Source organism: Sphingomonas sp. HMP9 (genome assembly GCF_013374115.1).
GTDB lineage: Bacteria > Pseudomonadota > Alphaproteobacteria > Sphingomonadales > Sphingomonadaceae > Sphingomonas.
Genome location: NZ_AP022673.1, coordinates 2,873,982 through 2,899,805, shown reverse-complemented (window position 1 = coordinate 2,899,805; position 25,824 = coordinate 2,873,982). Strand labels below are relative to the sequence as shown.

Here is a 25,824-nt window from a genome sequence, read left to right as displayed (position 1 = left end):
TGCGGCGTGTAAATCTGGATTCCAGCTTTCGCTGGAATGGCGGGAGCGTCAGATGTCCTGGACCAGCCGGCCGTAGAGATCGGGGCGGCGATCGCGGAAGAAGCCGAACGCGGCGCGGTGGCGCTTGACGATGTCGAGGTCGATCGTCGCGGTGATCACGCCTTCGTCGTCGCGGCCCAGTTCCGCCAGGATGTCGCCGCGCTCGTCGGCGATGAAGCTGGTGCCGTAGAAGGTCTGGCCGTGCTCGACGCCGACGCGGTTCGCGGCGACGATCGGCACGACGTTCGAGACGGCATGGCCGACCATGGCGCGCCGCCACAGCCGCGCGGTGTCGAGGCTGGTATCATGCGGCTCGCTGCCGATCGCGGTCGGGTAGAACAGCACTTCCGCCCCCATCAGCATCATCGCGCGCGCGGTCTCGGGATACCATTGGTCCCAGCAGACGCCGACGCCGAGCGTCGTCCGCCCCGCCTCCGACGCGTGCGGCCAGACCTTGAACCCGGTGTTGCCAGGGCGGAAGTAGAACTTCTCCTCGTAACCCGGGCCGTCGGGGATGTGGCTCTTGCGATAGACGCCCTGGATGTTGCCGTCGGGGCCGATCATCGCGAGGCTGTTGTAATGATGCGGCCCGTCCGCCTCGAAGAAGCTGGTCGGGATCGTGACTTTCAGCGCCTCCGCGAGCGCCTGCATCGCGAGCACCGCCTTGTGTTCGCCCACGGGGGCGGCGTTGGCGAAGAGGCCCTCGTCCTCGACGCGGCAGAAATACTCGCCCTCGAAAAGCTCGGGCGGCAGGATCACCTGCGCGCCCTTCGCGGCGGCCTCGTGGACGAGCCGCGAGACGTTGGCGATGTTGCGGTCGATGTTGGGCGTGAAGCCCAGCTGCAGCGCGGCGACGGTGATCTCTGTCATGGCGGCGCATATAATAAGCCGGGGCGCGTTGTGCGAGCCTTTCACCTCGCAGCGAACGCCGCACGATCGCCGTTTCCCCGCGGAGGCTGGGATCCAGAGCCACACGATCGCCGTTCCCCCGCGGAGGCGGGGGTCCAGGGTTACGGGCGTTGCCCTGCGAGATCCTGGGCCCCCGCCTCCGCGGGGGAACAAGAAGTAGCGCAGATTGACACGCCCCTGCCCTGTCCGACATGCGGCGGAGATGATGACATCCGCCCTCCCGCCAAGCTGGCAGATGCTGCATGCCGAGTTCGAGGCGCCGTACATGCGCGCGCTCGATGCGTTTCTGGAGGCTGAGCGCGCGACGGGGGCGCGGATCTTTCCTGATGACGCCGACCGGTTCCGCGCGCTGGCGCTGACGCCGCTCGATCAGGTGCGAGTCGTGATTCTGGGGCAGGACCCGTATCACGGCGAGGGACAGGCGCATGGTCTGAGCTTCTCGGTGCGCGAGGGCGTGCGGACGCCGCCGAGCCTCGTCAACATCTACAAGGAGCTGGAGGCGGACCTCGGCATCCCGCGCGCGCGCCACGGCATGCTCGACCACTGGGCCGCGCAGGGCGTGCTGCTGCTCAACGCGGTGCTGAGCGTGCGGATGGGCGAGGCCGCATCGCACAGCAAGCGCGGATGGGAGCGGTTTACCGATGCCGTCATCGCGGCGGTGAACGCACAGGACAAACCGGTCGTGTTCCTGCTGTGGGGGGCGTATGCGCAGAAGAAGGCGGCGTTCGTCGACGACGTGGCGAAGGGTGGGCGGCATCTGGTGATCCAGTCGGCGCACCCGTCGCCGCTGGCGGCACGGACCGGGTTCTTCGGATCGCGGCCGTTCAGCAGGGCCAACGCCTTTCTCGAAACCCATGGGCGCGCGCCGATCGACTGGGCGCTGCCGGAGACCGACCGATGACCGAAGACTATGTGTACGACGAGGCGACCGGCGAGTGGGTCGCCGGTGGTGATGCGACCGCCGTGGCGGCGGATGACGGCGCGGTGGTGGTGCGCGATTCGGTCGGCAATGTGCTCGCGGACGGCGACCAGGTGACGCTGATCAAGGACCTGACCGTGAAGGGTGCTGGGCAGACGTTGAAGCGCGGGACACTGATCAAGTCGATCCGGCTGACCGGCGATGCGCAGGAAATCGACTGTCGCTACGAGGGTATCAAGGGGCTGGTGCTGCGCGCGGAGTTCGTTCGGAAGCGGTGAGGCTTTCGCGTTGATTTCACCGGATTTACTGAACGAGAGATCAGGCCGGGTTAGGCGTAGACGCGGTCACTCTTCGTCGTCGTCGTGATTGCCGTAAGGCGGCGGCGAGACGACGCCGATCATGGCCCATTCGAGGCGGCGATCGAACTCTATGTCCGTCTCGGGATGATCCGGCGTGGCGGGTTCGAGCAGCGCGATGGCCTGCGCGACCGAGGCTACGCGTGGCGCTTCAGGCCGCTCGCGGTGAAGGTCTGCGGGGCGTTGGCCTTGGCGGCGGAAGTGGCTGGCGCAGGGACGGCTTGGCCGCGCCCGGTCATCCGGACGCGGGCAAGTAAACCTCACTCCCCGTCTCCCGGAACCGGGTGCTCATTTCGGCCATGCCGGCTTCGGCGTCGGCGACCGAACGCTTGCCGCTGGCGAACAGGGCACGATCGGCATCTGTAGCATCGGCGGCGATAAAGGTGTCCGCTGCCGCGTTCTGCTTGCCCGCGAAGTCGCGCACCTCCTGCGTGATCTTCATCGAGCAGAATTTCGGGCCGCACATCGAGCAGAAATGGGCGGTCTTGGCGCCTTCTGCCGGGAGCGTCTGGTCGTGGTATTGCTCCGCCGTGTCGGGGTCTAACGACAGGTTGAACTGGTCTCTCCAGCGGAATTCGAAGCGGGCGCGTGACAGCGCGTCGTCGCGCATCTGGGGGGCGGGGTGGCCTTTGGCGAGGTCGGCGGCGTGGGCGGCGAGTTTGTAGGTGACGACGCCGACCTTCACGTCGTCGCGGTCGGGGAGGCCTAGATGCTCCTTGGGCGTGACATAGCAGAGCATCGCGGTGCCGTACCAGCCGATCATCGCGGCGCCGATGCCGCTCGTGATGTGGTCGTAGCCGGGGGCGATGTCGGTGGTGAGCGGCCCGAGCGTGTAGAAGGGCGCTTCGCCGCAGACTTCGAGTTGCTTGTCCATGTTCTCCTTGATCTTGTGCATCGGCACGTGGCCGGGGCCTTCGATCATGACCTGGACGTCGCTCTTCCACGCGCGGTGGGTGAGTTCGCCGAGCGTGTAGAGTTCGCTGAACTGCGCTTCGTCGTTGGCGTCGGCGATGCTGCCGGGGCGCAGGCCGTCGCCCAAGGAGTAGGCGATGTCGTACGCCTTCATGATCTCGGTGATCTCGTCGAAGCGTTCGTAGAGGAAGCTCTCCTTGTGGTGGCTGAGGCACCATTTCGCCATGATCGAGCCGCCGCGCGAGACGATGCCGGTGACGCGCTTGACGGTCATCGGGATGTAGGCGAGGCGGACGCCGGCGTGGATCGTGAAGTAATCGACGCCCTGTTCGGCCTGTTCGATCAGCGTGTCGCGGAAGATCTCCCAGGTGAGGTCTTCGGCGACGCCGCCGACCTTTTCGAGCGCCTGGTAGATGGGCACGGTGCCGATCGGGACGGGCGAGTTGCGCAGAATCCATTCGCGGGTGTCGTGGATGTTGCGGCCGGTGCTGAGGTCCATGACCGTGTCGGCGCCCCAGCGGATCGACCAGACGAGCTTGTCGACTTCGGCGGCGACGTTGCTGGCGACCGCGGAGTTGCCGATGTTGGCGTTGATCTTGACGAGGAAGTTGCGGCCGATCGCCATCGGTTCGGATTCGGGGTGGTTGATGTTGTTGGGGATGATCGCGCGGCCGCGGGCGATCTCGTCGCGGACGAATTCGGGGGTTACGTAGTCGGGGATCTGGGCGCCGAAGGATTCGCCGTCTCGGGCGTAGTCTTTCAGCATGGCGCGGCCGAGGTTTTCTCGGGTGGCGACGTATTCCATTTCGGGGGTGATGATGCCGCGGCGGGCGTAGTGCATCTGGCTGACGTTGGCGCCGGGTTTTGCGCGCAAGGGGCGCTTGATGGCGGCAGGAAATTGGGGGACGCCGCCGGAGCGATCGGGGCCTAGCTGACCATTATCCTCGGGACGGATTTCTCGCGCGTCGTAGCTCTCCACATCGCCTCGAGCCTCGATCCAGGCGCGGCGGAGTGGCGGCAGGCCGGCGTTGATGTCGATCGTGGCGCGCGGATCGGTATAGGGGCCGCTGGTGTCGTAGACGCGCAAGGGGGGCTCGGAGCAGGACGGGTCGAGGACGATCTCGCGCATCGCGACGCGGACGTCGGGGCTGGAGGGCACCGCGACGTGGATTTTGCGGGAGCCGCGGATCGGGCCGGTGGTTACGCCGATGTCTGCTGTTTCGGTGCGTGCTTCGATGTCGGCCATGCGCTTGCTCCTAAAGGTCTCGGAGCAAGGCTGCGGTTCTTTGACGTCCGCTCCCTCCCTCCGCCGGTATCAACCGGATCAGGTTCAGCGGGTCGAAGGCTCCTGCCTTCCTCTCAAGCGCGGATCAAAGCGCTCCCCCGGGGTGGGGCGAGCATAGGCGGATGGGGGTGGGGTGCAATGGGGAAAGCTGAGCGGCCCATATTGCGCACCGCACCGCCCCGGCGGAGGCCGGGGTCCAATTGGCAAGATGGATATAATGAAGGACCGCCAGTCGTTACCGTCGTCCCCCAATTGGGCCCCGGCCTTCGCCGGGGTGGCGTTTCTTTATGAGCGCGGGGTCCCTTAACGAGAAAGGCCGCTGCCCGGATTGGGGCAACGGCCTTTGCTCTTACTCCGCGCCGTCAGTCGTAGCAAAGCTACGCCTTGTGGCGTGCTTTGCTGCGCTGGCCGGGCTTGGGCGAGTCTTGCGCCGATCGGCACAAGCCGCCCTTCGCCTCAGAAGCGGAACGCCACCGTGCCGCGAAGCGAGTGCCAGCGGAAGTTCTCGTCGCTGCGGCGGAAGGTAGTGCCGGCGGTGTTGGGGGCGAGGACGAACGGGTTGTTCGCGAGCAGGACCGGGCTGCCGGCGAGCGTGGTGCCGGCAGTGACGAGGACGCGGGCGTCATCGTCCTTATACTGGTGATAGGTATATTCCATGCCGATCGAGATGTTCTTGGTCAGCTTCTGCTCGATGCCGCCGCCTGCGACGTAGCCCCATTTCTCGCGCTTGCCGCTGCTGGCAAAGGCGTTGGCGGTGTTGGTCGTGAAGAACAGGCGGTCGATCTTCGCATAACCAGCGCCGCCGGTGGCGTAGAACAGCGTGTTGCGCGCGGCGAACCCAGCGCGGGCGCGGACCGAGCCTTCCCATTTCAGCTTGCGCGCCATCGTGTAGCTGGCAGGCGTGGTCGAGAAGGCCGCGACGCTGTCGGTGATCTCGGACTTGCCGAATTCACCGACCAGGCCGACCACGAACGGTCCGCTCTGCACGTCGAAGCCTGCGCGACCGTAATACGACCAGCCGTCGTCGTCGTTGCGGCAACCATAAGCGGGCACCGCGGTGCGGGCCGAGCCGTTGCAGAAGCCCGGCGAGAAGGCGTTGGCGCCGGTGATGGTGTTGACGTTGTCGCTGAAATTGCCGTCGGCGTTGCGATCGAACAGGATCGACGAGCCGATGTCGTTGCCCTGAACGTCATAGCCGCCGGCCGCGCCGATATAGACGCCCGAGAAGGGCTTGCGGTCGCTGTCGGTGGTCATGTCCTGCGCGGCGGCCGGAACGGCAAATATGCCCGCGGCGGCGAGACCGGCGAGCATGGTGAGCTTCGTAAGATGTGTCATGGTTCGTTCCCCAAACGAGAGGCCGCGACGCTCTGAATGTGCGCCGCGACCCGGATTTTCCTGTTTAGCTCGTGATGACGATCACGCGTTGGCGCCGCTGGTCCGCAGCGAATCGAGGCGGTTGTTCGTCCCGTTGGGGAAGAAGCCCCCGCCGATCTTCGCGGTGTTGGTCAGGTAGACGATGTTGTGCACCTGCGCGACCGACCGGCTGTAGGCCAGGCCGTTGGCGTCGGTCGGGACGATGTTCGAGATCGTCGGATCCGAACCGGTGATGCCCTGATCGTCGTCGCCGATCACGCCGGTCGTGCTGTTCGTGACGGTGCCGTCGAGGCTGTCGCGTGCGTCGCTGATCTGGTTGGCGGCGGTGATGAGCGACGGCATCGGGTTCGGCGTCTGCAGACCCTTGCGGTACAGGATCGTGCGGATCAGCCCTGCGTGATACGCCTCTGCCGCGAGGATGCCGGCGGCCGCCTCGAGATAGGTCTTGTTGGCGATCAACGGCGCTGCGCCCTTGTAGGCCGACACGCCGACGTCCTCGAAGATGTACGCGCCGAGCAGGAAGCTGTTGTCGTCGGCATAGGGATTGAACACCCCCGTCGCACCGATGACACCCGCCGCGCGGGCGGCCGAAGTGAAGGCGCCGGGCGCCGCTGCCGTGCCGACCGAGATGTCGATCGCAGGCTGGGCGACGGCGGCGGTGCCGAGCGCCGAGCGCAGGAAGGCGACGTGCGCGACTTCGTCGATCGCGATTTCGCGCGCATATTCACGCACGACGCTGTCCTGGAACGGCACCTGTGCGCCGCCGGTGACTGCACCCTGCGTGCCGATGCCGGTCAGCATGTTGGCGTTCAGGCCGACGCCGAATGCCGCGAACGCGTAGAACTGCGCTTCGAGATATTCGAGGTTCAGTGCGACGTTGAGCACGTCGGCGTCGTTGAGTGCGGCAACCGGTGCCGGTCCCGGCGTTGGGGTCGGTGCGAGATCGGAATCGTCGCTGCCGCATGCCGAGAGCAAAGTCGCGCCACCGATTGCGAGCGCGGAACCGCCGGCGAAGCGGAGGAAGTTGCGACGTTCGTTGCGACGGCTTGCGATCGCGTCGAATATTTCCAGCTTGGTATTGAGATCGGTCATTGGGTTAATCCCCTGAATATCGAAGAAGAGCGAAAGGCGATGCTGATCGGATCAGACCGCTGCGGTGCTCGTCTTGATGTTGCCGTTCATGCCGGCCGGGAAGAACCCGCCCGCGGAGGCTGCGCCACTGGTGAGGTACACGATGTTGAGCACCTGGCTTGCCGAGCGGCTGTACGCGACGCCATTGGCGTCGAGCGGAACGATGTTCGACACGGTGACCGCGGCCTGCGTGGTCGCCAGGTTTATCGGCGTCGCGCTGTACGACGAGATGCCCTGATCGATATCGCCGGCACCGAAGATCGTGGTGTTGGCACCACCACCGTCGAGGCTGTCGCGCGCCTTCGAGATGGCATCCGCCGAGGTGCGCAACGACGGCGTGTCGATGCCCTTGCCGTACAGCGTCGTGCGGACGATCGCGGCGTGATACGCCTCGACCGCGAGCAGGCCGGCTGCGGCCTCGAGATACGCCTTGCTGGTGAGCAGCGGGGCGGCGCCCTTGTACGCGGTCACACCGACGTCCTCGAAGATGAACGCGCCGAGCAGGAAGTTCTCGTCGGTGGCGTACACGTCGAAGGCAGCGCCCGCGCCGATCAGGCCGGCTGCGCGGGCGGCGTTCGAGAAGGCGCTGGTCGCCGTGACACTGACGTCGATCGCCGGCTGGGCGACGGCCGAGGCGCCGAGCGCGGTGCGCAGGAAGTTGACGTGCGCGATCTCGTCCGCAGCGATTTCCTTAGCGTATTGCGCGACGATCGGGTCGGTAAAGTTGACCCGGCGGCCGCCGAGAACGGCGCCCTGCGTGCCGGTGCCGGTCAGCATGCTGTTCGGCAGGCCGTTGCCGGTGGCGGCGTAGGAATAGAATTGCGCCTCGAGATATTCGAGGTTGAGCGCGAAGTTCAGGACGTCCGCATCGGTGACGGTCTGGGCCGACGCCGAGCTCGAGAAGGACAGCGCGGTCGCACCGGCCGCGGTCATCGCGGCAGCGCCGAGCGCGGTCTTGAAGAATTCACGTCGTTCGCTGCGCCGTTCCACTCGCGCATCGAGGGCTTCGATCAGGTGCACGCTCTCGGTCATATCAGGGTCCTCCCCTTGTTGTTGCGGACGTCGAAATGCTCTGCGGCAGTCGCGCAACGGGGCAGGCCCCGACCAGGCCGATTGCTCGAAACCCGCTCGTAACGCGCTCAATTACGGACATAAAAAAGCCGTCCATGGCGAGGAACGTACGCTGTTGAGAAATGGACGCACGGTTCAAGGGGGCGCGATGAAATAAATTTCATCGCCCGCGGCGAAGGCGTTCGCCCGTGCGGAGAGCGCGATTTTAGAATCGATTGCGGTGTCCGCGATGGAGGCGGGATGGCGGCTGATTGCCGGCTTCACCCCACGCGCGCCGTCAGTCGAAGTCGGGCGGGCCCCTCTCCGGATGGGAGAGGGGCCCAGGTACCTCGACGAGGTCGGGTCTTCAGAAGGTGTAGGTCAGGCCGAGGGCATAGAGCCACTGGTCCGCATCGCCGACGTCGGCGACGATCGGGGTGTTCTTGTACTTGCCGAGCATACGGCCGTAGAGCACGCCCGCGCCGACGCCGAACCCGTGGCGAAGATCGCCCGAGAGGCTCTGGACGACGAAGAGGGAGGCGTTGGCACGGCGGAAACCGCTGTCGTTGATATCGTAGGTGCGCAGGCCGCTGGCAAGCGAACCGATCGGTGTAACGGCAGCGTAGGTCCGCCCGAAGCCCTTGCCGACATAATCCGCCGATACGCCCAGCGAGACGAGCGTGCGAACCGACAGCGGCGTGGTATAGTTCACCTGAGGCGTGATGACGTAGCTGTCATAGGTGCCCGAGACGTCGTGGACGTAGGCGACGCGCGCGGTGATCGTGTCGTAGTCGCTGGTGATGACGCCGGTCTTGCCGATGCCGAGATAGCCGCCGATCTCATACGCGGTGTCGATCTTGCCAAGCGCGCGAACCTGGCGATTGTCGATATCGCCGGTGCGATCACGGCGGATACCGCCAATGACGCCGACTTCGTAGTTGATGCCGACCTCGCCGGTATTCGGGATCAAGTTGAAATAAAGCTGCGTGCCACGGAGGAAGAAGTCATGGCCGCGTACCGTACCGACGACGGCGCCGGCGGGGGTGAAGGAATTGCTGTCCGCGCCCTCATAATCGGGCATCGACACCGCACCGAGCGCAACCGTGACACGGTTGTTGTCCGCCGGGTTGGTGATCGGTGGCGAGGGGTTCGGATCAGTCTGTGCGAGCGCCGGGGTGGCGATGGCGAGCGCCGCGGTTGCGGCAGACGTGATGAGAGTGAATGCGCGCAAGGAAATGCTCCGGAGAAAAAGGTTCCATCGCGAAACGCGGTACTACCGTTTTCGGTCCGTTGCGATTGGTCAGAAGATGTAACGCATTTTCACTTGTTGTATTTCGGCATCACCGGCGAGCATGAACCGGGCAGCGGAAAACCGCGGCGGACCGAAGCGGACCGCGGCGTTGCGCGAGAAACCATAGCCCTCGCGCGGGATGCCCGCGAGGGTGTCGAGCTTCGCGTTGTTGTTCTCGTCATGGATAATCGCGAGCGCATAGCCGCGCTGCGGCAGGCCGGGGAAGCTGGTGGCGTGGTTGCTGGCCGGGATCGAGCGGGTCAGCGCGTTGGCGTCGTCGACGCAGGCCGGAAAATTGTCGGGGTCCGCGGTCAGGCAGATCCGGATCATGCCCTTGGCCGAGCGCAGATTGTCGACCTGGACGTCAAGCCGCGTGACCGGCGCCGCCGCTGCCAATGTCAGCCACAGCGTCGCGGCGGTTGCAACGAGCGGCAGTGTTCGCCGGCGATCCGGTGACGTCGCCGAGCCCCCTGCCGGTGCCGCAGAGCCGATCCCAGAAGCGGAAATAAAGGCCATAGTTGCACCCGTATCGTTCGTGATGTCGCTGATGATGGCTCGCCGTGATCAGCCAGCCGCCCCCCTGCGCCCCGCCACATGAACCGGGGGAAAACCTCCCACGTCATGTGATTGCCTACTCCATAACCGTCAGGATCGTCAGTACCAGACCCGGCGCGCCGATATTGATCGGAATCAACAGCACCCGTAGCGGAATTATCACAGCGCCTTTAATTTCCTTGATCGGATGGACCGACACCGCCGCGCATCCGGGCGGCGCGCGCCGGCTTGAACGGCGTAGGTATGGACCTGTGGCCAGTCGTGCGTATCCGGTGCCCTGACAGCGCGATCCTCCCCCTTTCCCCTGTAGGATGCTCCTGCTACTCAGACAAATAACAAGAGCACGAGAGAGGGTGTCGTTATGGTCGAGCCATGCCGTGGGGGCCAATCCCGTCGGAAATTCCTGACGGGGGTCGCACAGGGTGCGCTGACCGTCGGCGCGGTGTCGATCGGTCCGGAGGCGTTTGCGTTCACGCCGCAAGCCTTGGTTCCGGCAGCCGTGCCGACTGCGAAATTGCGCGCGTTCGACCTGGCCGACGTCACGCTCGGCGAGGGACCGTTCCTGCATGCGCAGCGCAAGACCGAGGCGTATCTGCTCGCACTCAAGCCCGACCGAATGCTGCATAATTTCCACGTGAACGCCGGGTTGCCAGCGAAGGCGCCGGTCTATGGCGGCTGGGAATCGGATCCCTTGTGGGCGGACATCAACTGCCATGGCCATACGCTGGGGCATTATCTGTCGGCGTGTGCGCTGGCCTATCGATCGACCGGCGACCGGCGGTTCAAGGCGCGGATCGACCATATCGCGCGCGAACTGGCGGCGTGCCAGGCGGCGGCGGGGAGCGGGCTGGTCTGCGCATTCCCGGACGGCCCGGCCTTGGTGGCGGCGCATCTGCGCGGCGATCCGATCACCGGCGTGCCGTGGTACACGCTGCACAAGGTGTATGCGGGCCTGCGCGATGCGACGCTTCTGGCGGACAGCGATACGGCGCGCGCGGTGTTGCTGCGGCTGGCGGACTGGGCGGTGGTCGCGAGCCGGCCGCTGAGCGATGCGCAGTTCGAGACCATGCTGGATACCGAGCATGGCGGCATGAACGAGGTGTTCGCCGACCTCTACACGATGACCGGGACCGCCGACTATCGCACGATGGCGGAGCGGTTCTCGCACAAGGCGATTCTGGCGCCACTCGCCAAGAGCCGCGACCATCTCGACGGGATGCATGCCAATACGCAGGTGCCGAAGATCATCGGCTTCCAGCGGGTCTGGGAAGTGACGGGGAAGCCCGAATACCGCGATGCGTCCGAATTCTTCTGGAAGACGGTCGCGCTGACGCGGTCGTTCGCGACCGGCGGACACGGCGACAACGAGCATTTCTTTCCGGTCGCCGATTTCGCCGAGCACGTCCTGTCGGCGAAGGGATCGGAGACGTGTTGCCAGCACAACATGCTGAAGCTGACGCGCGCGCTGTTCCTGCACGATCCGCAGGCGGGCTATGCCGATTATTACGAGCGGACGCTGTATAACGGGATCCTCGCGTCGCAGGACCCGGACAGCGGCATGGCGACCTATTTCCAGGGCGCGCGGCCGGGCTACATGAAGCTGTATCACACGCCGGAGAATTCGTTCTGGTGCTGCACCGGCACCGGCATGGAGAACCACGTCAAATATCGCGACTCGATCTATTTCCACGACGATTCCGCGCTGTACGTGAACCTGTTCGTGCCTTCGGCCGTGCGCTGGAAGGACAAGGACGCGGTGCTGACCCAAATGACCGCGTTCCCCGACGTCGCGACGACGACGCTGCGCTGGACGCTGACGCGGCCGACCGACCTGATGCTGAAGCTGCGGCATCCGGGCTGGAGCCGTACCGCGGTGGTGCTGGTGAACGGAGTCGAGGCGGTGCGGTCGACCCGACCGGGCCGGTATCTGGAGCTGGCGCGCGAGTGGCGCGACGGCGACACGGTGGAATTGCGGCTGGAGATGCGGGCCGGGGTCGAGCGATCGCCCGCCGCGCCGGATATCGCCGCGTTCACCTATGGACCGCTGGTCATGGCGGGCAGCTTCGGGCGCGAAGGCCTGGCGCCGGGATCGGACATCATCGTCAACGAGCGCAAATACGGCGAGTATAACGCCGCGCCGTTCACGCCGCCGACGCTGGCAGGCGATCCCGATGCGATCGCGCAAGGCATGCGGGCGGGGAACCGGCCGCTGGAGTTCACGATCCTCGCGGCGGATCGGCAGCCGGTGCGGATGGTGCCGTATTTCCGCGTCGCGCATGAGCGGTATGCCACATACTGGCCGATCGCGCCGGGACCGGCATAGGCTGCGGCCCGAGCGGGCCGGGGAATATCGCTATCCCCGACGTATCCCGCGCGGTTTCGATAGCCTCTATGCAGTGCGGCGAAACCTGATAGCTTCCCCCTCCAGAGCAGGACGACCTGCCAATTCGGAGAGTGATGCATGGCAAATCAAGACGCCGCGCGCGGGGATACCGGCAGGGATCACAAGAGCCTGATCTACGTGATCGCGGGCAGTATCCTGGCCTTGGGGTTGGTGCTGATGGCGTTCTACGACCGGGCGGGCGATCCCATGCCGATCGCGTCGGTACAGAGGCCGGTGGTTACCGCGCAGAAATAACGCCGGTCGCGGCTCGGTCGAAGATCAGGATCGAGGCGTCCCGGTAGGTGCCCGTGGTGCGCAGGCGGTAGCGCAGGCGCTCGGCGAGGCGGATCGACGGGGCGTTGTCGGGGTCGATGATGCAGCTGGTGGCGGGGATGCGCGCGTCGGTCCAGGTGAGGATCGCGGCAAGCGCTTCGGTGGCGTAGCCTCGGCCGTGCGCGTCGCCGGTCAGCGTCCAGCCGACTTCCGGAGAGGCGTCGATCGAGGGCGCGATCGCGCGGCGTGCCTCGATCAGGCCGAGCTCGCCGATCAGGCGGCCCGTGGCGGTCTCGCGCGCGATCCAGCTGCCATAGCCGAACACCGTCCATTGGCCGACCGAACGGAGCAGGCGGATCCAGACGTCCTCGCGCGATCGGGGTTGGCCGCCGATCATCGTGTAGACGCGCGGGTCGGTCCACATCGCGGCGCAGTCCTCGAGGTCGGTGGTGGCGTGGCCGCTCAGCGTCAGGCGGGCGGTGGTCAGCGTGGGGGCGGATGGGGGCATGGGCATGCTTTAGCTTAGGACCGATCACGACGAGGGGGTATCCGTTGCCGGGCATTCTCCGCTCGCTGGAAGGGAGGGACGTTCGGCTTCCCCCTCGCACGTCACGGACGCCGTGATCCTCGATCGTTCGATCCTCTCACCGATAGGGCGGTGCCGCTGAAGGCGATGGAGGGGGCGGACGCGGATCCCACGCTTTCCTTTCCTTCCCCTCCGTGTGGCAAGAGCCAGCCACCCCCCCTGGCGGGGGAGGATTGGAAGCCCTGCCCTCCCCTTCCCCTGGACAACGCAGGTTGTCTTCGCGGGCGATTGCTTCGCAAAGGTTGTTTTCGTGTCCCGCCGTTTGCGCTAGTCGGAGGCATGGCATCGACGACAACCTGCGACGTCGCGATCGTTGGCGCGGGTTTGGCCGGCGGGATGATCGCGCTGGCGCTCAAAGCCAAGCACCCCGCGCTCGACGTGAGACTGATCGACTCCGCGCGCGTGGTCGGCGGCAATCACCTCTGGTCGTTCTTCGGCAGCGACGTCGCGCAAGCCGATCGCTGGCTCGTCGCGCCGCTCGTGGTGCATGCGTGGCGCGGCTATGACGTGCGCTTCCCCGCGCATGCGCGGACGATCGACGCGACCTATTATTCGATCGAGAGCGAGCGGCTCGACCGCGAGGTGCGCCGCGTCCTGCCGCCGCACGCGCTGATGCTGGGGCGCAAGGTATCGGGCGCAAGTGCCACCGCGGTGGTGCTGGCGGACGGCGACCGGATCGAGGCGACCGGCGTGATCGACGCGCGCGGGCCGGGCGACCTGTCGCTGCTCGATCTGGCGTGGCAGAAATTCGTCGGTCGCGAACTGGTGCTCGACGCGCCGCATGAGAGCCCGGTGCCGATCGTCATGGACGCGACCGTGCCGCAGATCGACGGCTATCGCTTCGTCTATTGCCTGCCGCTCGCCGCCGACCGGATGTTCGTCGAGGACACCTATTACAGCGACACGCCCGATCTCGACGTCGAGGCGCTGACGACGCGGATCCACGACTATGCCGACGCGCGCGGCTGGCGTGTGGCGCAGGCGGCGCGCCACGAAGCGGGCGTGCTGCCGGTCGCGATGGGCGGCGATTTCGACGCCTATTGGCGCTCGGGTGGCGCCAAGGTTGCCAAGGCCGGGATGCGTGCGGGGATGTTCCATCCGACCACGGGCTACTCGCTGCCCGACGCGGTGCGGACCGCCGCCATGATCGCCGGCCTTCGCGATTTCTCGGGCGCGAACCTGCACGACGCCACGCATGCGATGGCGCGGGCGACGTGGAAAAGCCGCGGCTTCTACCGGATGCTCGACACGATGCTATTTCGCGCGGCAGAGCCCGAGGAACGCTACCGCATCCTCGAACGCTTCTATCGCCTCTCACCACCGCTAATCGGCCGTTTCTACGCCGGACGCTCGACCCTCTCCGACAAGGCGCGGGTCCTAACCGGCAAGCCCCCCGTCCCCATCGTGCGCGCCGTCCGCGCCATCGCAGGCAGTATGTCATCATGAAGACCGCAATAGTCATCGGCGCAGGTTTCGGCGGGCTGGCGCTCGCGATCCGGCTGCAATCCGCGGGTGTGCAGACGACGATCGTGGAGAGCCGCGACAAGCCGGGCGGGCGTGGCTATTATTGGGAACGCGACGGCTTCACGTTCGATGCGGGGCCGACCGTCATCACCGATCCGGATTGCCTGCGCGAGCTGTGGGCGCTGACCGGGCGCGACATGAGCGAGGACGTGACGCTCGATCCGGTGCTGCCATTCTACCGCCTGAACTGGCCTGACGGGACGAATTTCGATTACACCAACGACGACGTGCAGATGCGCGCCGAGATCGAGAAGCTGCACCCCGGCGACTGGGCGGGATACGAGAAGTTCCTGCAATATTCGGCGGGCGTGTTCCACGAGGGTTATGAGAAGCTCGGCCATGTCGCGTTTCTCGACTTCGGGTCGATGATCAAGGCGGCACCCGCGCTGGCGAAATACCAGGCGTGGCGGTCGGTCTATTCGATCGTGTCGAGCTATGTGAAGTCGGAGAAGCTGCGCGAGGCGCTCTCGTTCCACACGCTGCTGGTCGGCGGCAATCCGATGACGACCAGCGCGATCTATGCGCTGATCCACAAGCTGGAGCGCGATGGCGGCGTATGGTTCGCGCGCGGCGGGACCAACCGGCTGGTCGCGGCGCTCGTCACGCAGTTCGAGCGGCTGGGCGGCGTGTTGCGGCTCGACGATCCGGTGACGTCGATCGAGACGCTCGGCGACCGCGCGACCGGGGTGACGTGCGCAAGCGGCTGGTCGGGTCAGGCGGATGCGGTGGCGGCGAACAGCGACATCATGCACACCTACCGCGATCTGCTCGCGACGTCGCGCAGTGCCAAGCGCAAGACGGGGTCGCTCGAGCGGAAGAAATATTCGCCGTCGCTGTTCGTGGTGCATTTCGGGATCAAGGGGACGTGGCCGGGCATCCCGCACCACATGATCCTGTTCGGGCCGCGCTATAAGGGTCTGCTCGAGGATATTTACGATCACGGGGTGCTGAGCGAAGATTTCTCGCTGTACCTGCATCATCCGACCGTCACCGATCCTTCGCTGGCGCCGGAAGGGCATTCGACGTTCTATGCGCTGGCGCCGGTGCCGCACATGGGGAAGTTCCCGGTGGACTGGAACGAGATCGCGCCGATCCTGGAAAAGCGCATCCTCGACGAGATCGGCCGGCGGTTGATCCCGGATATCCACGAGCGGATCGTGACCAAGTTCAGCTACGCGCCGAAGGATTTCGCGCAGGATCTGAACGCGCATCTGGGGTCGGCGTTCTCGCTGGAGCCGGTGCTGACGCAGAGCGCATATTTTCGCGTGCACAACCGCGACGAGCATATTCCGAACCTGTATTTCGTCGGGGCTGGCACGCATCCCGGCGCGGGGATTCCGGGGGTCGTGGGGAGCGCGAAGGCTACGGCGGCACTGATGCTCGGCGAACGATAGCCTTACCAAACCTTTTACTGTCCGCCAGATTTGTCCGAAACGGTGTAAGTTTCATAGATTAGCAGGCTACACTTCCTCTGAAGTGGCGACCAACTCAGTAATGGCTGTATCGGATGTAGATGCCGGCGGTCGTTGTTCTAGCATCTCTTTCGACCGGATACCGGTCGACAACAGAGAGGATGCATCATGGCCATTACTGTCAAGAGCGTGGACTGGAACGGGATCAGCAGCGACGAGCAGCAAAAGATCCGCGACATCATCGGCGAGAACTTCGACGGACAGACGGTCGAGGTCGGCGAGACTCCCATGGAGGCAGACGTCGGCAATGCCTGCACGACGGCCTGCAACATCGCGCAGCAGGCAGCCCAAGCCGCCTGTAGCGCCCTGCCCTGGCCCGCAAGCACGGTCTGCAACTATGCCGCCGGGAAGGCCGGCGATTTTTGCCGGAGCAAGTGCTGAGATAGTTGGCGGGTGCCGTCATTGCGGCGGCACCCGCATAATCAGGCCGGGTACCCTCCTTGTGACCGGGTATCACATCCCCTAACGCGGGCATATGAAACGTCTTGCAGTCTATTGTGGGTCGGCCACGCCGGCCGATCCGACCTATATCGAGGGCGCGCGGGCGCTGGGGCTGGCGTTTGCCAAGCGCGGGATCGGGCTTGTCTATGGCGGCGGACGGACGGGCCTGATGGGCGCGATCGCGGATGGGGCGCTCGAGGGTGGCGGCGAGGTCATCGGGGTCATTCCGCAGGCGCTGGTCGATGCGGAGGTCGCGCATCGGGGGCTTACCGAGCTGCACGTCGTGCAGGGCATGCATCAGCGCAAGCAGATGTTCACCGATCTTTCCGACGGGTTCGTGACGATCCCGGGCGGGACCGGCACGATGGACGAGTTGTGGGAGGCGCTGAGCTGGGCGCAGCTTGGCTATCATGCGGATCCGGTCGGGTTGCTCAATACGGCGGGCTATTACGACCACCTGATCGCGTTCTGGGAGAAGATGGGCGAGGTCGGTTTCCTCCGGCCGCAGCACCGCGATCTGCTGATCGTGGCGGATACGCTGGACGTGCTGCTCGACCGGATGGCGCGGCACGTTCCGACGCAGCCGATCGTGCGGATGAACGCGTCGGATCTGTGACGGTCGTCGGATCGCACATCGACACTCCCCTCCACCCCGGCGGAGGCCGGGGGCCAATTGGGAAACGTGAATTGGTTTGCGGTACGCGTAGTTACTCAAGACTTTCCAGTTGGGCCCCGGCCTTCGCCGGGGTGGTAGCGTTAAGGGGTAGGTCATGAGCCACCCCCTGCCCTCCCGCGAGGCGATCGTCGCGACCGCGCGCGAGTCGATTGCGCGCGGGTCTAAGAGCTTTGCGGCAGCCAGCCTGTTGTTCGACACGCCGACGCGCGAGCGGGCTTGGCTGCTGTACGCGTGGTGTCGGCGGTGCGACGATATCGCCGATGGGCAGGATCACGGCCACGGGATGACCGTCGTCGACGACGCGCCGGCCCGGCTGGTGCAGTTGTCGGCGATGACCGAGCAGGCGCTCGCAGGCGAGGTGGTCGGCGAGCCGGCGTTCGATGCGCTGCGGATCTTCGCGGCGGAGACCCGGTTGCCGAAGCGGTTCGCGCGTGATCTGGTCGAGGGGTTCGCGCTGGATGCACGCGAATGGCGGCCGCGGTCGGAGAACGATCTCTATAAATATTGCTACCATGTCGCAGGCGTCGTCGGGTGCATGATGGCTGTGGCGATGGGCGTCGACCCGGATGACGAGGATACGCTAGACCGCGCCTGCGACCTTGGGATGGCGTTCCAGCTCGCCAATATCGCGCGCGATGTCGAGGAGGATGACCGGGTCGGGCGATGCTATCTCCCCGAGGAATGGCTGGTCGAAATGGACTTTCCGCCGGGCCAGCACATGAAGCCGCCCTTCCGGTCTCGCCTTGCCGTGTTGACGAAGCGAATGGCGGACCGGGCTGCGGCGTTCGAGGCTAGTGCGCGCGAGGGGACGCCGGCGCTGTCGTTCCGCTCAGCCTGGGCCGTGCTGTCGGCGGCAGGGATCTATGGCGCGATCGGCCGGACAGTGGCAGCGCGCGGCGAGCATGCCTGGGACCACCGGGTGACGACGTCGGGAATGCAGAAGCTGGGGTTTATCCTGACAGCAGCGCGGGAGGCGGCTCAGCGGGACAAACTGTATCCGCGAACTGCGCGGGATGCGCGATTGTGGACGCGGCCGCGCTGATCACCGACGTCTAGCTAGTTCTTTCGCGAGGAGGGAGGTCCAGTCTCGGTCTCCACTATCGCGGTTAAACTGGTCAACCCTGCGACTTGGCCCTGCCGGTCTTCGCCATCAACTGGCCCTGAGCACGGCAGTTCGCGCCGATCATCGGATAGGGGACATCGGTGTTGTGCGCCAGCTGGTCGGGAAGCGCGGCGCGGCACTGCGCCATCGTTTCGTAGCGTGCCGGAATTACGCGTGCCTCGGTGCAGTTCACGTTGCCGTCACCGCAGCCCATGATGGCCATGACGTAGAACAGCGGTTCCATTTCATTCTCCAGTGGATCGCGGTGGCCGGCGTTGGACACGGTAATTAAAGAGACGAAGTGGCAGGATTGTTCCCCCAACTGCTTTCGCCTGGGCTTGACTGTGCCTACATCGTTACAATCCATGCCACCCGACACCTACACCTCCACCCGCGCGGACCAGCCCCTGCTGCCGACGCTTCGCCGCTTCCTGCCGTTCCTGTGGCCGGCGGGGCAGCCCAAGCTGAAGGCGCGGATCGTCGTCGCGATGCTGCTCGTCATCGCGTCGAAGCTGATCCAGGTGTTCGGCGCAGCGTTTACGCTCAAATACGCGGTCGACCGGATGGCGGGGAACGACCGCGGGGCGCTGACGCTCGTCGTGCTGCTGGTGGTCGGATACGCCGCGTCGCGGTTCGGGACGACGCTGTTCGACAATCTGCGCAACGCGGTGTTCGAGCGCGTCGGGCAGGACGCGTCGCGGCGGCTGGCCGCGCAGGTGTTTCGCCATCTGCATGCGCTGAGCCTCGATTTTCATCTGTCACGGCGCACGGGCGCGGTCACCAAGGTCGTCGAGCGCGGCACCAAGAGCATCGACACGATGCTGTACTTCCTGCTGTTCAACATCGCGCCGACGGTGTTCGAACTCGTGCTGGTGCTGGGGCTGTTCTGGACCAAGTTCGGCTGGCCTTTGGTCGTCGCGACCGTGATCATGGTGGTCGGGTACATCGCGTTCACGCGGATGGTGACCGACTGGCGCAACGCCCTGCGGGCGCGGATGAACGACCTCGATACCGGGGCGGTGGCGCATGCGGTGGATTCGCTGCTGAACTTCGAGACGGTGAAGTATTTCGGCGCGGAGGAGCGCGAGGCGAAACGCTACGACAGCGCGATCACGGCTTATTCAGAGGCCGCGGTGAAGAGCGAGAATTCGCTTGCCTGGCTGAACCTGGGCCAGGCGCTGATCACCAACCTGATGCTGGCGGGCGGCATGGGGTTCGTCGTGTGGCGGTGGAGCCGTGGGCTCGCATCCGCCGGCGACGTGGTGTTCGTGTCGACGCTGCTGGCGCAGCTGTTCCGGCCGCTCGACCTGCTGGGGATGGTGTATCGCACGATCCGGCAGGGCGCGCTCGACATGGCGGCGATGTTCGACCTGATCGATACGCCCGCCTCCGTGGTGGATACGCCGGGCGCGCCCGCGTTGGCAGTGACTGCGGGGCATGTCCGGTTCGAAAATGTCTCGTTCGGCTATGATGCCGGGCGGCCGATCTTGCGTGACCTGGAGCTGGACGTACCGGCGGGATCAACGCTGGCGGTGGTCGGGCCGTCGGGGGCTGGCAAGTCGACGCTCGCGCGGCTGCTGTACCGGTTCTACGACCTGACCGGCGGACGGATCACCGTCGATGGGCAGGACATCGCGCAGGTGGCACAGGCGTCGCTGCGCGCCGCGATCGGCATCGTGCCGCAGGATACGGTGCTGTTCAACGACACGATCGGGTACAACATCGCCTATGGCCGAGAGGGGGCCGAGATGCCCGAAGTCGAGGCGGCAGCGAAGGGCGCGGCGATCGCCGGGTTCATCGAACGCCAGCCGCTCGGGTATGCGACCCGGGTCGGCGAGCGTGGGCTGAAGCTGTCGGGCGGCGAAAAGCAGCGTGTGGCGATCGCGCGTACGCTGCTCAAGAACCCGCCGATCCTGATTTTGGACGAGGCAACGTCGGCGCTCGACAGCCGGACCGAGGCGGAAATCCTCGACACGCTTGAGGCAATCGAGCGTGGCCGCACCACAATCGTGATCGCGCATCGGTTGTCGACGGTGGTGCATGCGGACCAGATCGTCGTGCTCGAGGCGGGGCGGATCGTCGAGAAGGGGACGCATGGGGATCTGCTGCGGCAGGGCAGCGTGTATGCGGAGATGTGGAACCGGCAGGCGCAGGAGCGGGCAGGGGACGATGACGGGGCGCTGGCGGCGGAGTAGGGGGCTTCAGGCGTTGGCGCTAACGGCATGAGCAGCCGTACATGGCCATCGCTCATCAGCGCGCCCCACGCCCCCTCTGAGTCGGACGTGTTCCGTGCTCGTCCCGTTACGCACGGACGGTGGCAGCATTCGAACGGCAGCTCCCCCTTCCTTGTTCTCCCGCGAAGGCGGGAGAACAGTCTGGGTCCCGCCTTCGCGCCACCGCCCCGGCGTAGGCCGGGGTCCAATTGGGAGACGTTGCTAACGGAGGGCGGCGCGTCGTTATTGCCACCTTTCCAATTGGGCCCCGGCCTCCGCCGGGGTGGAGGTTGGGGGGGTGTATCGGGCGAAGCATCGGCGGGAAGCGCCGCGATATACGCCGCCAAATCTGTTCCGTCGCGAACTCGGGGGGCCAGGAATTGCGAGCGATGGTGCTGCTTGGTCCTGGGCCCTCTCTTTCGCAGGGGAACAGAAGGGTGTCGCCGTACCTACGCCGGGATTGACGGGTCCAGTTCGCGCAACCTTGCCTCGATCGCACTCGAATATTGGTAGATGTGCGTCAGATCCGACAGCAGGTGCCGCGTTTCGTCCTTGCCGGCGAACATCCCGAGATACTTGGTCGTGATGCCGTTGAAGTGCATCCGCGCGACCGTCTTGCGGTTGTTGTCGTCGAGCAGGATCGCGCAATAGGATTTCGCATCGCGGACGATCACGCGTTTCGGATCGACCAGTCGCGAGGCGATCGCCTGGATGATGTGGAAGCCGGAAATCTCCTCCTGCGTGGTGACGATGCCGTCGCCGTCGGAGGGGTCGTCGGACGCCCCCACAGGCAGGTCCTCGACCGGACTGGACGCCTTCAGTGCCGATGAAAGGCGTTCGTTGACGAAATCGCGGATCAGCGCGGCGATCGCGGGCGCGAGCAGCTTGGCGAAACCGTCCTTGATCGCCGGCGTCAGGCGCCCGCCATGGACGCGCTGCGCCATCATCCGGACGAACTCGTCGGACGGCTCGGCGAACTCCTTTTCCAGCTCCTGGCGGATCAACGACTGCGTCTTGAGGTTGCCGGCCTCCTGGACGATCTTGTCAATGTCGAACGCGGCCTTGGTGAATTTCTCGAGCGTACGGATGTCGGCAGGCTTGATCGCGTCCATCGTGAAGGTGAAGAACGGTTTGTCGTCCATCTTGTTCGGGCGTTCGATGTCCGAATAGAATTGATACACGACGCCGTTGGTCAGCACGGCGAGGCGCGCGTCGGTAACGCTGAAATAGCGGAACAACTGCCCCGCGTGATTGACGTTGAGCTAGACCGACGACGGCTTGCACTCGATCAGGATCGACACCTAGCCGCCCGCGCAGATCGCGTAGTCGACCTTCTCCCCCTTCTTGGTGCCGACGTCGGCAGTAAATTCGGGTACGACCTCGGATGGATTAAACACGTCATAGCCGAGCGACTGGAGGAACGGCATGACCAGCGCGGTCTTTGCCGCTTCTTCGGTCAACAGCACCTCGCGATGTTCGATCGTCCGCTTCTGAAGCTCGGCCAGCCTGATGTTCAGTTCCATGCGCGTCCCCCCGGTTTGAACGTGACCGGATGCAGGGACGCGGTGTCGCGGTCCATGATCGGACCGCGACAGACTGGCCGGATATCGACCGACTTTAGCCGCAGGTCAGCCGGATCTGTTTCGCCGGCTTGTCGAAGACGATGGCGGAGCAGCGGTCGAGCTGGTCGGCGCCGATCGTCAGGCGATCGTGTTTGGGGTCGCGCTTGCCCTTGGCGATGACGACGATCTCGTCGGGGTCGGGGGGTGGCGCGTCGGCATCGGGGATCGTGGTGGCGCTGCCGACGTCGGTCGTTCGCACGCCGATCGACGACACCGCAAGCGGGCCAACCGCGAGGGGGGTGGCGAGCGTCATCATGCGGACCGGTCGGGCGATACCGAAGGCGATCTCGACCGGTGCGGTGAGGCCGGCCAGCGTACCGCGCTGCGCCTGCGCGATCAGCGTGGCGGCGTTGGCGGTGACGGTCGTGCGGGGGTGATAGGGATCGAAGCGGACGCGGATCGGCTGGCCGCCGATCATGATCTGGGCAAAGGTGCCGGAGAGCCGCCCCAGCAGGCCGCCGCCATCGACCATCGGCAAGGCGACGGTCCGTTCGCCGGTACGCGGCGCGTTCAGGAGGATGCGCACGACCGGTTCGGGCAGCGACCCCGGCCCGATGCTGCCATCGCCGACATCGGCATAGGCGCGCCCAATCCACCGCGGGTCGGCAGCGTCGCCCTTGGTCTCATGCTTGCGGCTCGGAAAACCGATCCGGCGCTTCACCGGATCGGTCCCGAACGTCATTGGCCGCACCGTCGTCGCCTGCATCGCGCCTTGCCCGCCGACCGAATAGCCAAGTCCGAGCGCACCGCCTTTCAGCGCAAGCCGTTCCGCGACCGAAGTCGTGACGAATACCAGGCCGGGCGCCGCGGGATCGACGCGCAGCGTGACGGGCGTGCCGTCGATCGTTGCGGCGATCATTCCGCCGACCGGCACCTCGCGGATGGTCGCGACCGTATCGCCGGCAAGCGCGACGCTGCCCATGAGCACCGATCCAACCACGCCGGCTCGTAGACTATAGGCGATCATCATGAGGTCTCCACCGACAGGGCGCCGCGATCTTGCCGTGTCGTATCGTATTCGCAACGATTTCATGATCGGTAATGGCTGGATACCGAATACAGGCACGCCCCTCGACGGGCGACCGCGCGACGCCTAGATCGCTTGGTAATGGCACTCGACCCCCTTCCCGATCTCCAGCGCATCTTCGGCTTTCCTGATTTTCGTGGCGTGCAGCGCGATGTCGTCGACCGGGTGCTCGCGGGCCAGCGGACGCTGGCGGTGATGCCGACGGGGGCGGGCAAGTCGCTCTGCTACCAGTTGCCGGCGACGATGCTGGAGGGCACGTGCGTGGTCGTGTCGCCGCTGATCGCGCTGATGCACGACCAGTTGCGTGCGGCGACGGCGGTCGGGATCAAGGCGGCGACGCTGACCTCGGTCGATACCAATCGCGAGGAGACGATCGCGCGGTTCCGGGCGGGCGATCTCGACCTGCTCTACGTCGCGCCCGAGCGCGCCTCGAACGAGAGTTTCCGGAACCTGCTCGGCCAGGCCAAATTGTCGCTGTTCGCGATCGACGAGGCACACTGCGTCAGCGAATGGGGGCATGATTTCCGGCCGGACTATCGGTTGCTGCGGCCGTTGCTCGACAGTTTTCCGGATGTGCCGCGGCTCGCGCTGACCGCGACCGCAGATGCGCATACGCGCGCGGATATCCTGGAGCAGCTGGGGATATCGCAGGAGGGGCTGATCGTGTCGGGGTTCGACCGGCCGAACATCCGCTATGCGATTTCGGGGCGCGACAACGTCAACCGGCAGATCGCCGACATCCTCGAGAAGATCCCGGGGCCGGGGATCGTTTACGCCCAGACGCGCGCGGCGACCGAGAAGCTCGCCGAGGCGCTGGGGCGGAGCGGGCGGCCGACGCGGGCGTATCATGCCGGGCTCGACCCGCAGGTGCGCGCGAAGAACCAGGCGGATTTCGTCGCGAGCGAGGACATGGTGATCTGCGCCACGGTCGCGTTCGGGATGGGGATCGACAAGCCCGACGTGCGGTTCGTGGCGCATGCGGGGCTGCCGAAGTCGATCGAGGCCTATTATCAGGAAACGGGGCGCGCGGGGCGCGACGGCGACCCGGCGATCGCGCACCTGTTCTGGGGCGCGGAGGACTTCGCGCGCGCTCGGCAACGGATCGGCGAGGTCGAGCCCGAGCGGCAGGCGGGCGAGCGCCAGCGGCTGACCGCGATGGGCGGGCTGGTCGAGACCGCCGGGTGTCGTCGGCGGATCCTGCTCAAGCATTTCGGCGAGGAGCGGCTGGAGGATTGCGGGAATTGCGACAATTGCCTCGGCAATGTCGATGCGGTGGACGCGACCGAGACCGCGCGCAAATTCCTGTCGGCGGTGTTCCGGACGGGGCAGATGTTCGGCGTGGGGTATATCGAGGGTATCCTTACGGGCGTGTCGTCGGAGCGGAGCCTGATGAACGGGCATGAGGCGCTGTCGGTGTACGGGATCGTCGATGGCGACGAGGTGGCGCTGCTGAAACCCGTGTCGCGTGCGCTGATGCTGAAGGATGCGCTGCGCACCAATCCGCATGGGGGCCTAGAGTTCGGGCCCGCGGCGAAGGCGATCCTCAAGGGCGAGGCGGCGGTGTCGATCGTCGTGCCGCCCAAGCGCGAGCGCCGGCGCAAGGGTGCGGCTGGCGCCGTGCCGAACCCGGTCGACGATCCGCTGTTCGAGGCGCTGCGCATGCGGCGGCGCGACCTGGCGAAGGAAGCGGGCGTTCCACCGTATGTGATCTTCCACGATTCGGTGTTGCGTGACATTGCGCGGCAGCGACCCGGATCGCGGGCCGAGCTGAGCCTGCTTTCAGGCATTGGCGCGCGCAAGCTCGACGCCTATGGGGATGCCTTCCTCCAGGTGATCCGCGAGTCCGCATGATACGGCAAATCAACGAAAGTATTTCGGTCGCGCCACAGATCGCGGTCGACGACGTGGCGACGATCGCCGCGGCGGGCTTCAAGGCGATCGTCAACAATCGTCCCGACGACGAGGATGCGGGACAGCCTTCAGGCGACGCGATTCGCGTTGCGGCGGAAGCGGCCGGGCTGAAATACGTCGCGATTCCCGTGACGCATGCGGGCTTCTCGCATCCGCAGATCGACGCGATGACGCAGGCTCTGGTCGAGGCCGACGGCCCCGTGCTGGCCTATTGCCGGTCGGGAACGCGGAGCTGCAACCTGTGGGCGCTGGCGGCAGCGAAGGCGGGGCGGAATCCGAACCTGCTGCTCGCGCAGGCCGAGGACGCCGGGTATGATTTGCGCGGAATCCGCCCGATGCTGGACGCGCTCGCAGGGCCGCGATGACACCTGCGATCGTCGGCGGCATCGCGACCGTCGTGGTGCTACTGCTCGCTGGCGTCGGCTGGACGGTCGTGCGGATGCGGCGGATCGTGAAGATCGAGACACCGGAAGAGGCGGCGGACGCGGCGCAAGCGCAGCTTCGCGGGTTTGCGGTGGCGGGGGCCGTGGTCGGCGCGGATGGCCAGGGCGCGCTGGCGATCGCGGATGACGGGCGGGTTGCTGCAGTCAAGCGGATCGGCAAGACGCTGGCGGTGCGCGAAGTGTCGTGGCGGACGGTGCGCGCGACGCGAGAGGGGATATTGGTCGAGACCGGGGACAAGGCGCTGGGCGCGGTGATGCTCGCGCAGGTGGATGTCCTTGATATCAGGCGGTTGGCGCCGAAAAGCGTTCGGGTCTAGCGACCTGCCGGTA

27 protein-coding genes, 1 pseudogene and 1 riboswitch are annotated in these 25,824 nt (G+C 65.9%); of the genes and pseudogenes, 13 read left to right on the top strand and 15 right to left on the bottom strand.

Features of this window, described 5'->3' with window-relative positions; translation table 11 throughout:
- Window positions 1-48: 48 nt before the first annotated feature.
- Window positions 49-909, bottom strand: a complete 861-nt coding sequence (aguB, locus tag HMP09_RS13015) for an N-carbamoylputrescine amidase (RefSeq protein ID WP_151990362.1) — start codon at window positions 907-909, stop codon at window positions 49-51.
- A 244-nt stretch (window positions 910-1,153) separates the two neighbouring features.
- On the opposite strand from aguB, the gene ung reads away from it, so the two are divergent.
- Together ung and HMP09_RS13005 are read left to right on the top strand one after the other, a co-directional pair.
- Complete coding sequence (gene ung, locus HMP09_RS13010) at window positions 1,154-1,849, top strand: uracil-DNA glycosylase (RefSeq protein ID WP_176500706.1); 696 nt, start codon at window positions 1,154-1,156, stop codon at window positions 1,847-1,849.
- Window positions 1,846-2,145, top strand: a complete 300-nt coding sequence (locus HMP09_RS13005) for an alkylphosphonate utilization protein (RefSeq protein ID WP_176500705.1) — start codon at window positions 1,846-1,848, stop codon at window positions 2,143-2,145. Before ung ends, HMP09_RS13005 begins: the two co-directional genes overlap by 4 nt.
- A gap of 66 nt (window positions 2,146-2,211) precedes the next feature.
- On the opposite strand, the gene HMP09_RS13000 is transcribed toward HMP09_RS13005, so the two are convergent.
- From HMP09_RS13000 to HMP09_RS18445, 9 genes and pseudogenes are all read right to left on the bottom strand, one after another.
- Window positions 2,212-2,487 carry a hypothetical protein gene (locus HMP09_RS13000; RefSeq protein WP_176500704.1) on the bottom strand — a complete coding sequence of 92 codons (276 nt, stop codon included), beginning with the start codon at window positions 2,485-2,487 and terminating at the stop codon, window positions 2,212-2,214.
- On the bottom strand, window positions 2,459-4,381 hold the full coding sequence (gene thiC, locus HMP09_RS12995; RefSeq protein WP_176500703.1) for a phosphomethylpyrimidine synthase ThiC: 1,923 nt from the start codon (window positions 4,379-4,381) through the stop codon (window positions 2,459-2,461). Before thiC ends, HMP09_RS13000 begins: the two co-directional genes overlap by 29 nt.
- A 38-nt stretch (window positions 4,382-4,419) precedes the next feature.
- A riboswitch (TPP riboswitch) is annotated at window positions 4,420-4,531 on the bottom strand.
- A 345-nt stretch (window positions 4,532-4,876) separates the two neighbouring features.
- Complete coding sequence (locus HMP09_RS12990; protein WP_232090258.1) at window positions 4,877-5,755, bottom strand: outer membrane protein; 879 nt, start codon at window positions 5,753-5,755, stop codon at window positions 4,877-4,879.
- An 81-nt stretch (window positions 5,756-5,836) separates the two neighbouring features.
- Window positions 5,837-6,886 (bottom strand): ferritin-like domain-containing protein, encoded by a 1,050-nt coding sequence (locus tag HMP09_RS12985; RefSeq protein WP_176500702.1) that lies wholly within the window; start codon window positions 6,884-6,886, stop codon window positions 5,837-5,839.
- A gap of 51 nt (window positions 6,887-6,937) precedes the next feature.
- The gene (locus HMP09_RS12980; protein ID WP_176500701.1) at window positions 6,938-7,957 is read right to left on the bottom strand and encodes a ferritin-like domain-containing protein; all 1,020 of its coding nucleotides are present in this window, start codon (window positions 7,955-7,957) and stop codon (window positions 6,938-6,940) included.
- A 174-nt stretch (window positions 7,958-8,131) separates the two neighbouring features.
- Window positions 8,132-8,260: a hypothetical protein gene (locus tag HMP09_RS18550; RefSeq protein WP_269473565.1), complete on the bottom strand. Its 129-nt coding sequence runs from the start codon at window positions 8,258-8,260 to the stop codon at window positions 8,132-8,134.
- Window positions 8,261-8,342: 82 nt separating this feature from the next.
- Window positions 8,343-9,206 carry a MipA/OmpV family protein gene (locus tag HMP09_RS12975; protein WP_176500700.1) on the bottom strand — a complete coding sequence of 288 codons (864 nt, stop codon included), beginning with the start codon at window positions 9,204-9,206 and terminating at the stop codon, window positions 8,343-8,345.
- 69 nt (window positions 9,207-9,275) lie between these two features.
- Window positions 9,276-9,662, bottom strand: coding sequence for a DUF2141 domain-containing protein (locus tag HMP09_RS12970; protein ID WP_176500699.1), 387 nt, complete (start codon window positions 9,660-9,662; stop codon window positions 9,276-9,278).
- A pseudogene (locus HMP09_RS18445) lies at window positions 9,631-10,044 on the bottom strand (sterol desaturase family protein); the annotation flags it as partial. The pseudogene HMP09_RS18445 and the gene HMP09_RS12970, both read right to left, overlap by 32 nt.
- A gap of 138 nt (window positions 10,045-10,182) precedes the next feature.
- Here HMP09_RS18445 and HMP09_RS12960 point away from each other — a divergent pair.
- Window positions 10,183-12,144, top strand: a complete 1,962-nt coding sequence (locus tag HMP09_RS12960; RefSeq protein ID WP_176500698.1) for a glycoside hydrolase family 127 protein — start codon at window positions 10,183-10,185, stop codon at window positions 12,142-12,144.
- A 138-nt stretch (window positions 12,145-12,282) separates the two neighbouring features.
- On the top strand, window positions 12,283-12,459 hold the full coding sequence (locus HMP09_RS12955; protein WP_176500697.1) for a hypothetical protein: 177 nt from the start codon (window positions 12,283-12,285) through the stop codon (window positions 12,457-12,459).
- Here the strand turns inward: HMP09_RS12955 and HMP09_RS12950 are convergent.
- Window positions 12,443-12,985: a GNAT family N-acetyltransferase gene (locus HMP09_RS12950; RefSeq protein ID WP_197942431.1), complete on the bottom strand. Its 543-nt coding sequence runs from the start codon at window positions 12,983-12,985 to the stop codon at window positions 12,443-12,445. The genes HMP09_RS12955 and HMP09_RS12950 overlap by 17 nt on opposite strands.
- A gap of 357 nt (window positions 12,986-13,342) precedes the next feature.
- On the opposite strand from HMP09_RS12950, the gene crtY reads away from it, so the two are divergent.
- The 5 genes from crtY (at window position 13,343) to HMP09_RS12925 (ending at window position 18,218) form a co-directional block, all read left to right on the top strand.
- The gene (gene crtY, locus HMP09_RS12945) at window positions 13,343-14,509 is read left to right on the top strand and encodes a lycopene beta-cyclase CrtY (protein WP_176500695.1); all 1,167 of its coding nucleotides are present in this window, start codon (window positions 13,343-13,345) and stop codon (window positions 14,507-14,509) included.
- Window positions 14,506-15,981, top strand: coding sequence for a phytoene desaturase (locus tag HMP09_RS12940; RefSeq protein ID WP_176500694.1), 1,476 nt, complete (start codon window positions 14,506-14,508; stop codon window positions 15,979-15,981). The genes crtY and HMP09_RS12940 overlap by 4 nt, the downstream gene beginning before the upstream one ends.
- 186 nt (window positions 15,982-16,167) lie before the next feature.
- On the top strand, window positions 16,168-16,440 hold the full coding sequence (locus tag HMP09_RS12935; RefSeq protein WP_176500693.1) for a hypothetical protein: 273 nt from the start codon (window positions 16,168-16,170) through the stop codon (window positions 16,438-16,440).
- A gap of 94 nt (window positions 16,441-16,534) precedes the next feature.
- A complete protein-coding gene (locus tag HMP09_RS12930; RefSeq protein ID WP_176500692.1) occupies window positions 16,535-17,116 on the top strand; it encodes a TIGR00730 family Rossman fold protein in 582 nt (193 codons plus the stop codon).
- Window positions 17,117-17,270: 154 nt separating this feature from the next.
- Entirely contained in the window at window positions 17,271-18,218 is a 948-nt protein-coding gene (locus tag HMP09_RS12925; RefSeq protein WP_176500691.1) for a phytoene/squalene synthase family protein, read from the top strand.
- A 73-nt stretch (window positions 18,219-18,291) separates the two neighbouring features.
- Here the strand turns inward: HMP09_RS12925 and HMP09_RS12920 are convergent, their stop codons facing one another.
- Window positions 18,292-18,522 (bottom strand): hypothetical protein, encoded by a 231-nt coding sequence (locus tag HMP09_RS12920; RefSeq protein WP_176500690.1) that lies wholly within the window; start codon window positions 18,520-18,522, stop codon window positions 18,292-18,294.
- A 121-nt stretch (window positions 18,523-18,643) separates the two neighbouring features.
- Between HMP09_RS12920 and HMP09_RS12915 the strand changes: the two genes are divergently transcribed.
- Window positions 18,644-20,473 (top strand): ABCB family ABC transporter ATP-binding protein/permease, encoded by a 1,830-nt coding sequence (locus HMP09_RS12915; protein WP_176500689.1) that lies wholly within the window; start codon window positions 18,644-18,646, stop codon window positions 20,471-20,473.
- 467 nt (window positions 20,474-20,940) lie between these two features.
- Here HMP09_RS12915 and HMP09_RS12910 read toward each other — a convergent pair whose 3' ends face one another.
- The 3 genes from HMP09_RS12910 to HMP09_RS12905 all read right to left on the bottom strand — a co-directional run bounded on the left by HMP09_RS12910 (window position 20,941) and on the right by HMP09_RS12905 (window position 23,083).
- Window positions 20,941-21,729, bottom strand: coding sequence for a hypothetical protein (locus tag HMP09_RS12910; protein WP_232090256.1), 789 nt, complete (start codon window positions 21,727-21,729; stop codon window positions 20,941-20,943).
- Window positions 21,730-21,792: 63 nt separating this feature from the next.
- Window positions 21,793-22,014 carry a type I restriction endonuclease gene (locus HMP09_RS18440; RefSeq protein ID WP_232090254.1) on the bottom strand — a complete coding sequence of 74 codons (222 nt, stop codon included), beginning with the start codon at window positions 22,012-22,014 and terminating at the stop codon, window positions 21,793-21,795.
- Window positions 22,015-22,108: 94 nt separating this feature from the next.
- Window positions 22,109-23,083, bottom strand: coding sequence for a hypothetical protein (locus HMP09_RS12905; protein WP_232090253.1), 975 nt, complete (start codon window positions 23,081-23,083; stop codon window positions 22,109-22,111).
- 138 nt (window positions 23,084-23,221) lie between these two features.
- Between HMP09_RS12905 and recQ the strand changes: the two genes are divergently transcribed.
- The 3 genes from recQ to HMP09_RS12890 are packed head-to-tail and all read left to right on the top strand — an operon-like array spanning window position 23,222 to window position 25,811.
- A complete protein-coding gene (gene recQ / locus HMP09_RS12900; protein ID WP_176500687.1) occupies window positions 23,222-24,991 on the top strand; it encodes a DNA helicase RecQ in 1,770 nt (589 codons plus the stop codon).
- A complete protein-coding gene (locus HMP09_RS12895; RefSeq protein ID WP_176500686.1) occupies window positions 24,988-25,416 on the top strand; it encodes a TIGR01244 family sulfur transferase in 429 nt (142 codons plus the stop codon). Before recQ ends, HMP09_RS12895 begins: the two co-directional genes overlap by 4 nt.
- Entirely contained in the window at window positions 25,413-25,811 is a 399-nt protein-coding gene (locus HMP09_RS12890; protein ID WP_176500685.1) for a hypothetical protein, read from the top strand. The genes HMP09_RS12895 and HMP09_RS12890 overlap by 4 nt, the downstream gene beginning before the upstream one ends.
- The last annotated feature ends 13 nt before the right edge of the window (window positions 25,812-25,824 follow it).

What these genes read in the sequence shown, in the direction of transcription:
- aguB (WP_151990362.1), bottom strand. Translation starts at nt 909, where the DNA reads ATGACAGAGATCACCGTCGCCGCGCTGCAGCTGGGCTTCACGCCCAAC.
- ung (WP_176500706.1), top strand. Translation starts at nt 1,154, where the DNA reads ATGACATCCGCCCTCCCGCCAAGCTGGCAGATGCTGCATGCCGAGTTC.
- HMP09_RS13005 (WP_176500705.1), top strand. Translation starts at nt 1,846, where the DNA reads ATGACCGAAGACTATGTGTACGACGAGGCGACCGGCGAGTGGGTCGCC.
- thiC (WP_176500703.1), bottom strand. Translation starts at nt 4,381, where the DNA reads ATGGCCGACATCGAAGCACGCACCGAAACAGCAGACATCGGCGTAACC.
- HMP09_RS12990 (WP_232090258.1), bottom strand. Translation starts at nt 5,755, where the DNA reads ATGACACATCTTACGAAGCTCACCATGCTCGCCGGTCTCGCCGCCGCG.
- HMP09_RS12985 (WP_176500702.1), bottom strand. Translation starts at nt 6,886, where the DNA reads ATGACCGATCTCAATACCAAGCTGGAAATATTCGACGCGATCGCAAGC.
- HMP09_RS12980 (WP_176500701.1), bottom strand. Translation starts at nt 7,957, where the DNA reads ATGACCGAGAGCGTGCACCTGATCGAAGCCCTCGATGCGCGAGTGGAA.
- HMP09_RS12960 (WP_176500698.1), top strand. Translation starts at nt 10,183, where the DNA reads ATGGTCGAGCCATGCCGTGGGGGCCAATCCCGTCGGAAATTCCTGACG.
- HMP09_RS12955 (WP_176500697.1), top strand. Translation starts at nt 12,283, where the DNA reads ATGGCAAATCAAGACGCCGCGCGCGGGGATACCGGCAGGGATCACAAG.
- HMP09_RS12950 (WP_197942431.1), bottom strand. Translation starts at nt 12,985, where the DNA reads ATGCCCCCATCCGCCCCCACGCTGACCACCGCCCGCCTGACGCTGAGC.
- crtY (WP_176500695.1), top strand. Translation starts at nt 13,343, where the DNA reads ATGGCATCGACGACAACCTGCGACGTCGCGATCGTTGGCGCGGGTTTG.
- HMP09_RS12940 (WP_176500694.1), top strand. Translation starts at nt 14,506, where the DNA reads ATGAAGACCGCAATAGTCATCGGCGCAGGTTTCGGCGGGCTGGCGCTC.
- HMP09_RS12935 (WP_176500693.1), top strand. Translation starts at nt 16,168, where the DNA reads ATGGCCATTACTGTCAAGAGCGTGGACTGGAACGGGATCAGCAGCGAC.
- HMP09_RS12930 (WP_176500692.1), top strand. Translation starts at nt 16,535, where the DNA reads ATGAAACGTCTTGCAGTCTATTGTGGGTCGGCCACGCCGGCCGATCCG.
- HMP09_RS12925 (WP_176500691.1), top strand. Translation starts at nt 17,271, where the DNA reads ATGAGCCACCCCCTGCCCTCCCGCGAGGCGATCGTCGCGACCGCGCGC.
- HMP09_RS12920 (WP_176500690.1), bottom strand. Translation starts at nt 18,522, where the DNA reads ATGGAACCGCTGTTCTACGTCATGGCCATCATGGGCTGCGGTGACGGC.
- HMP09_RS12915 (WP_176500689.1), top strand. Translation starts at nt 18,644, where the DNA reads ATGCCACCCGACACCTACACCTCCACCCGCGCGGACCAGCCCCTGCTG.
- HMP09_RS18440 (WP_232090254.1), bottom strand. Translation starts at nt 22,014, where the DNA reads ATGGAACTGAACATCAGGCTGGCCGAGCTTCAGAAGCGGACGATCGAA.
- HMP09_RS12905 (WP_232090253.1), bottom strand. Translation starts at nt 23,083, where the DNA reads ATGATGATCGCCTATAGTCTACGAGCCGGCGTGGTTGGATCGGTGCTC.
- recQ (WP_176500687.1), top strand. Translation starts at nt 23,222, where the DNA reads ATGGCACTCGACCCCCTTCCCGATCTCCAGCGCATCTTCGGCTTTCCT.
- HMP09_RS12895 (WP_176500686.1), top strand. Translation starts at nt 24,988, where the DNA reads ATGATACGGCAAATCAACGAAAGTATTTCGGTCGCGCCACAGATCGCG.
- HMP09_RS12890 (WP_176500685.1), top strand. Translation starts at nt 25,413, where the DNA reads ATGACACCTGCGATCGTCGGCGGCATCGCGACCGTCGTGGTGCTACTG.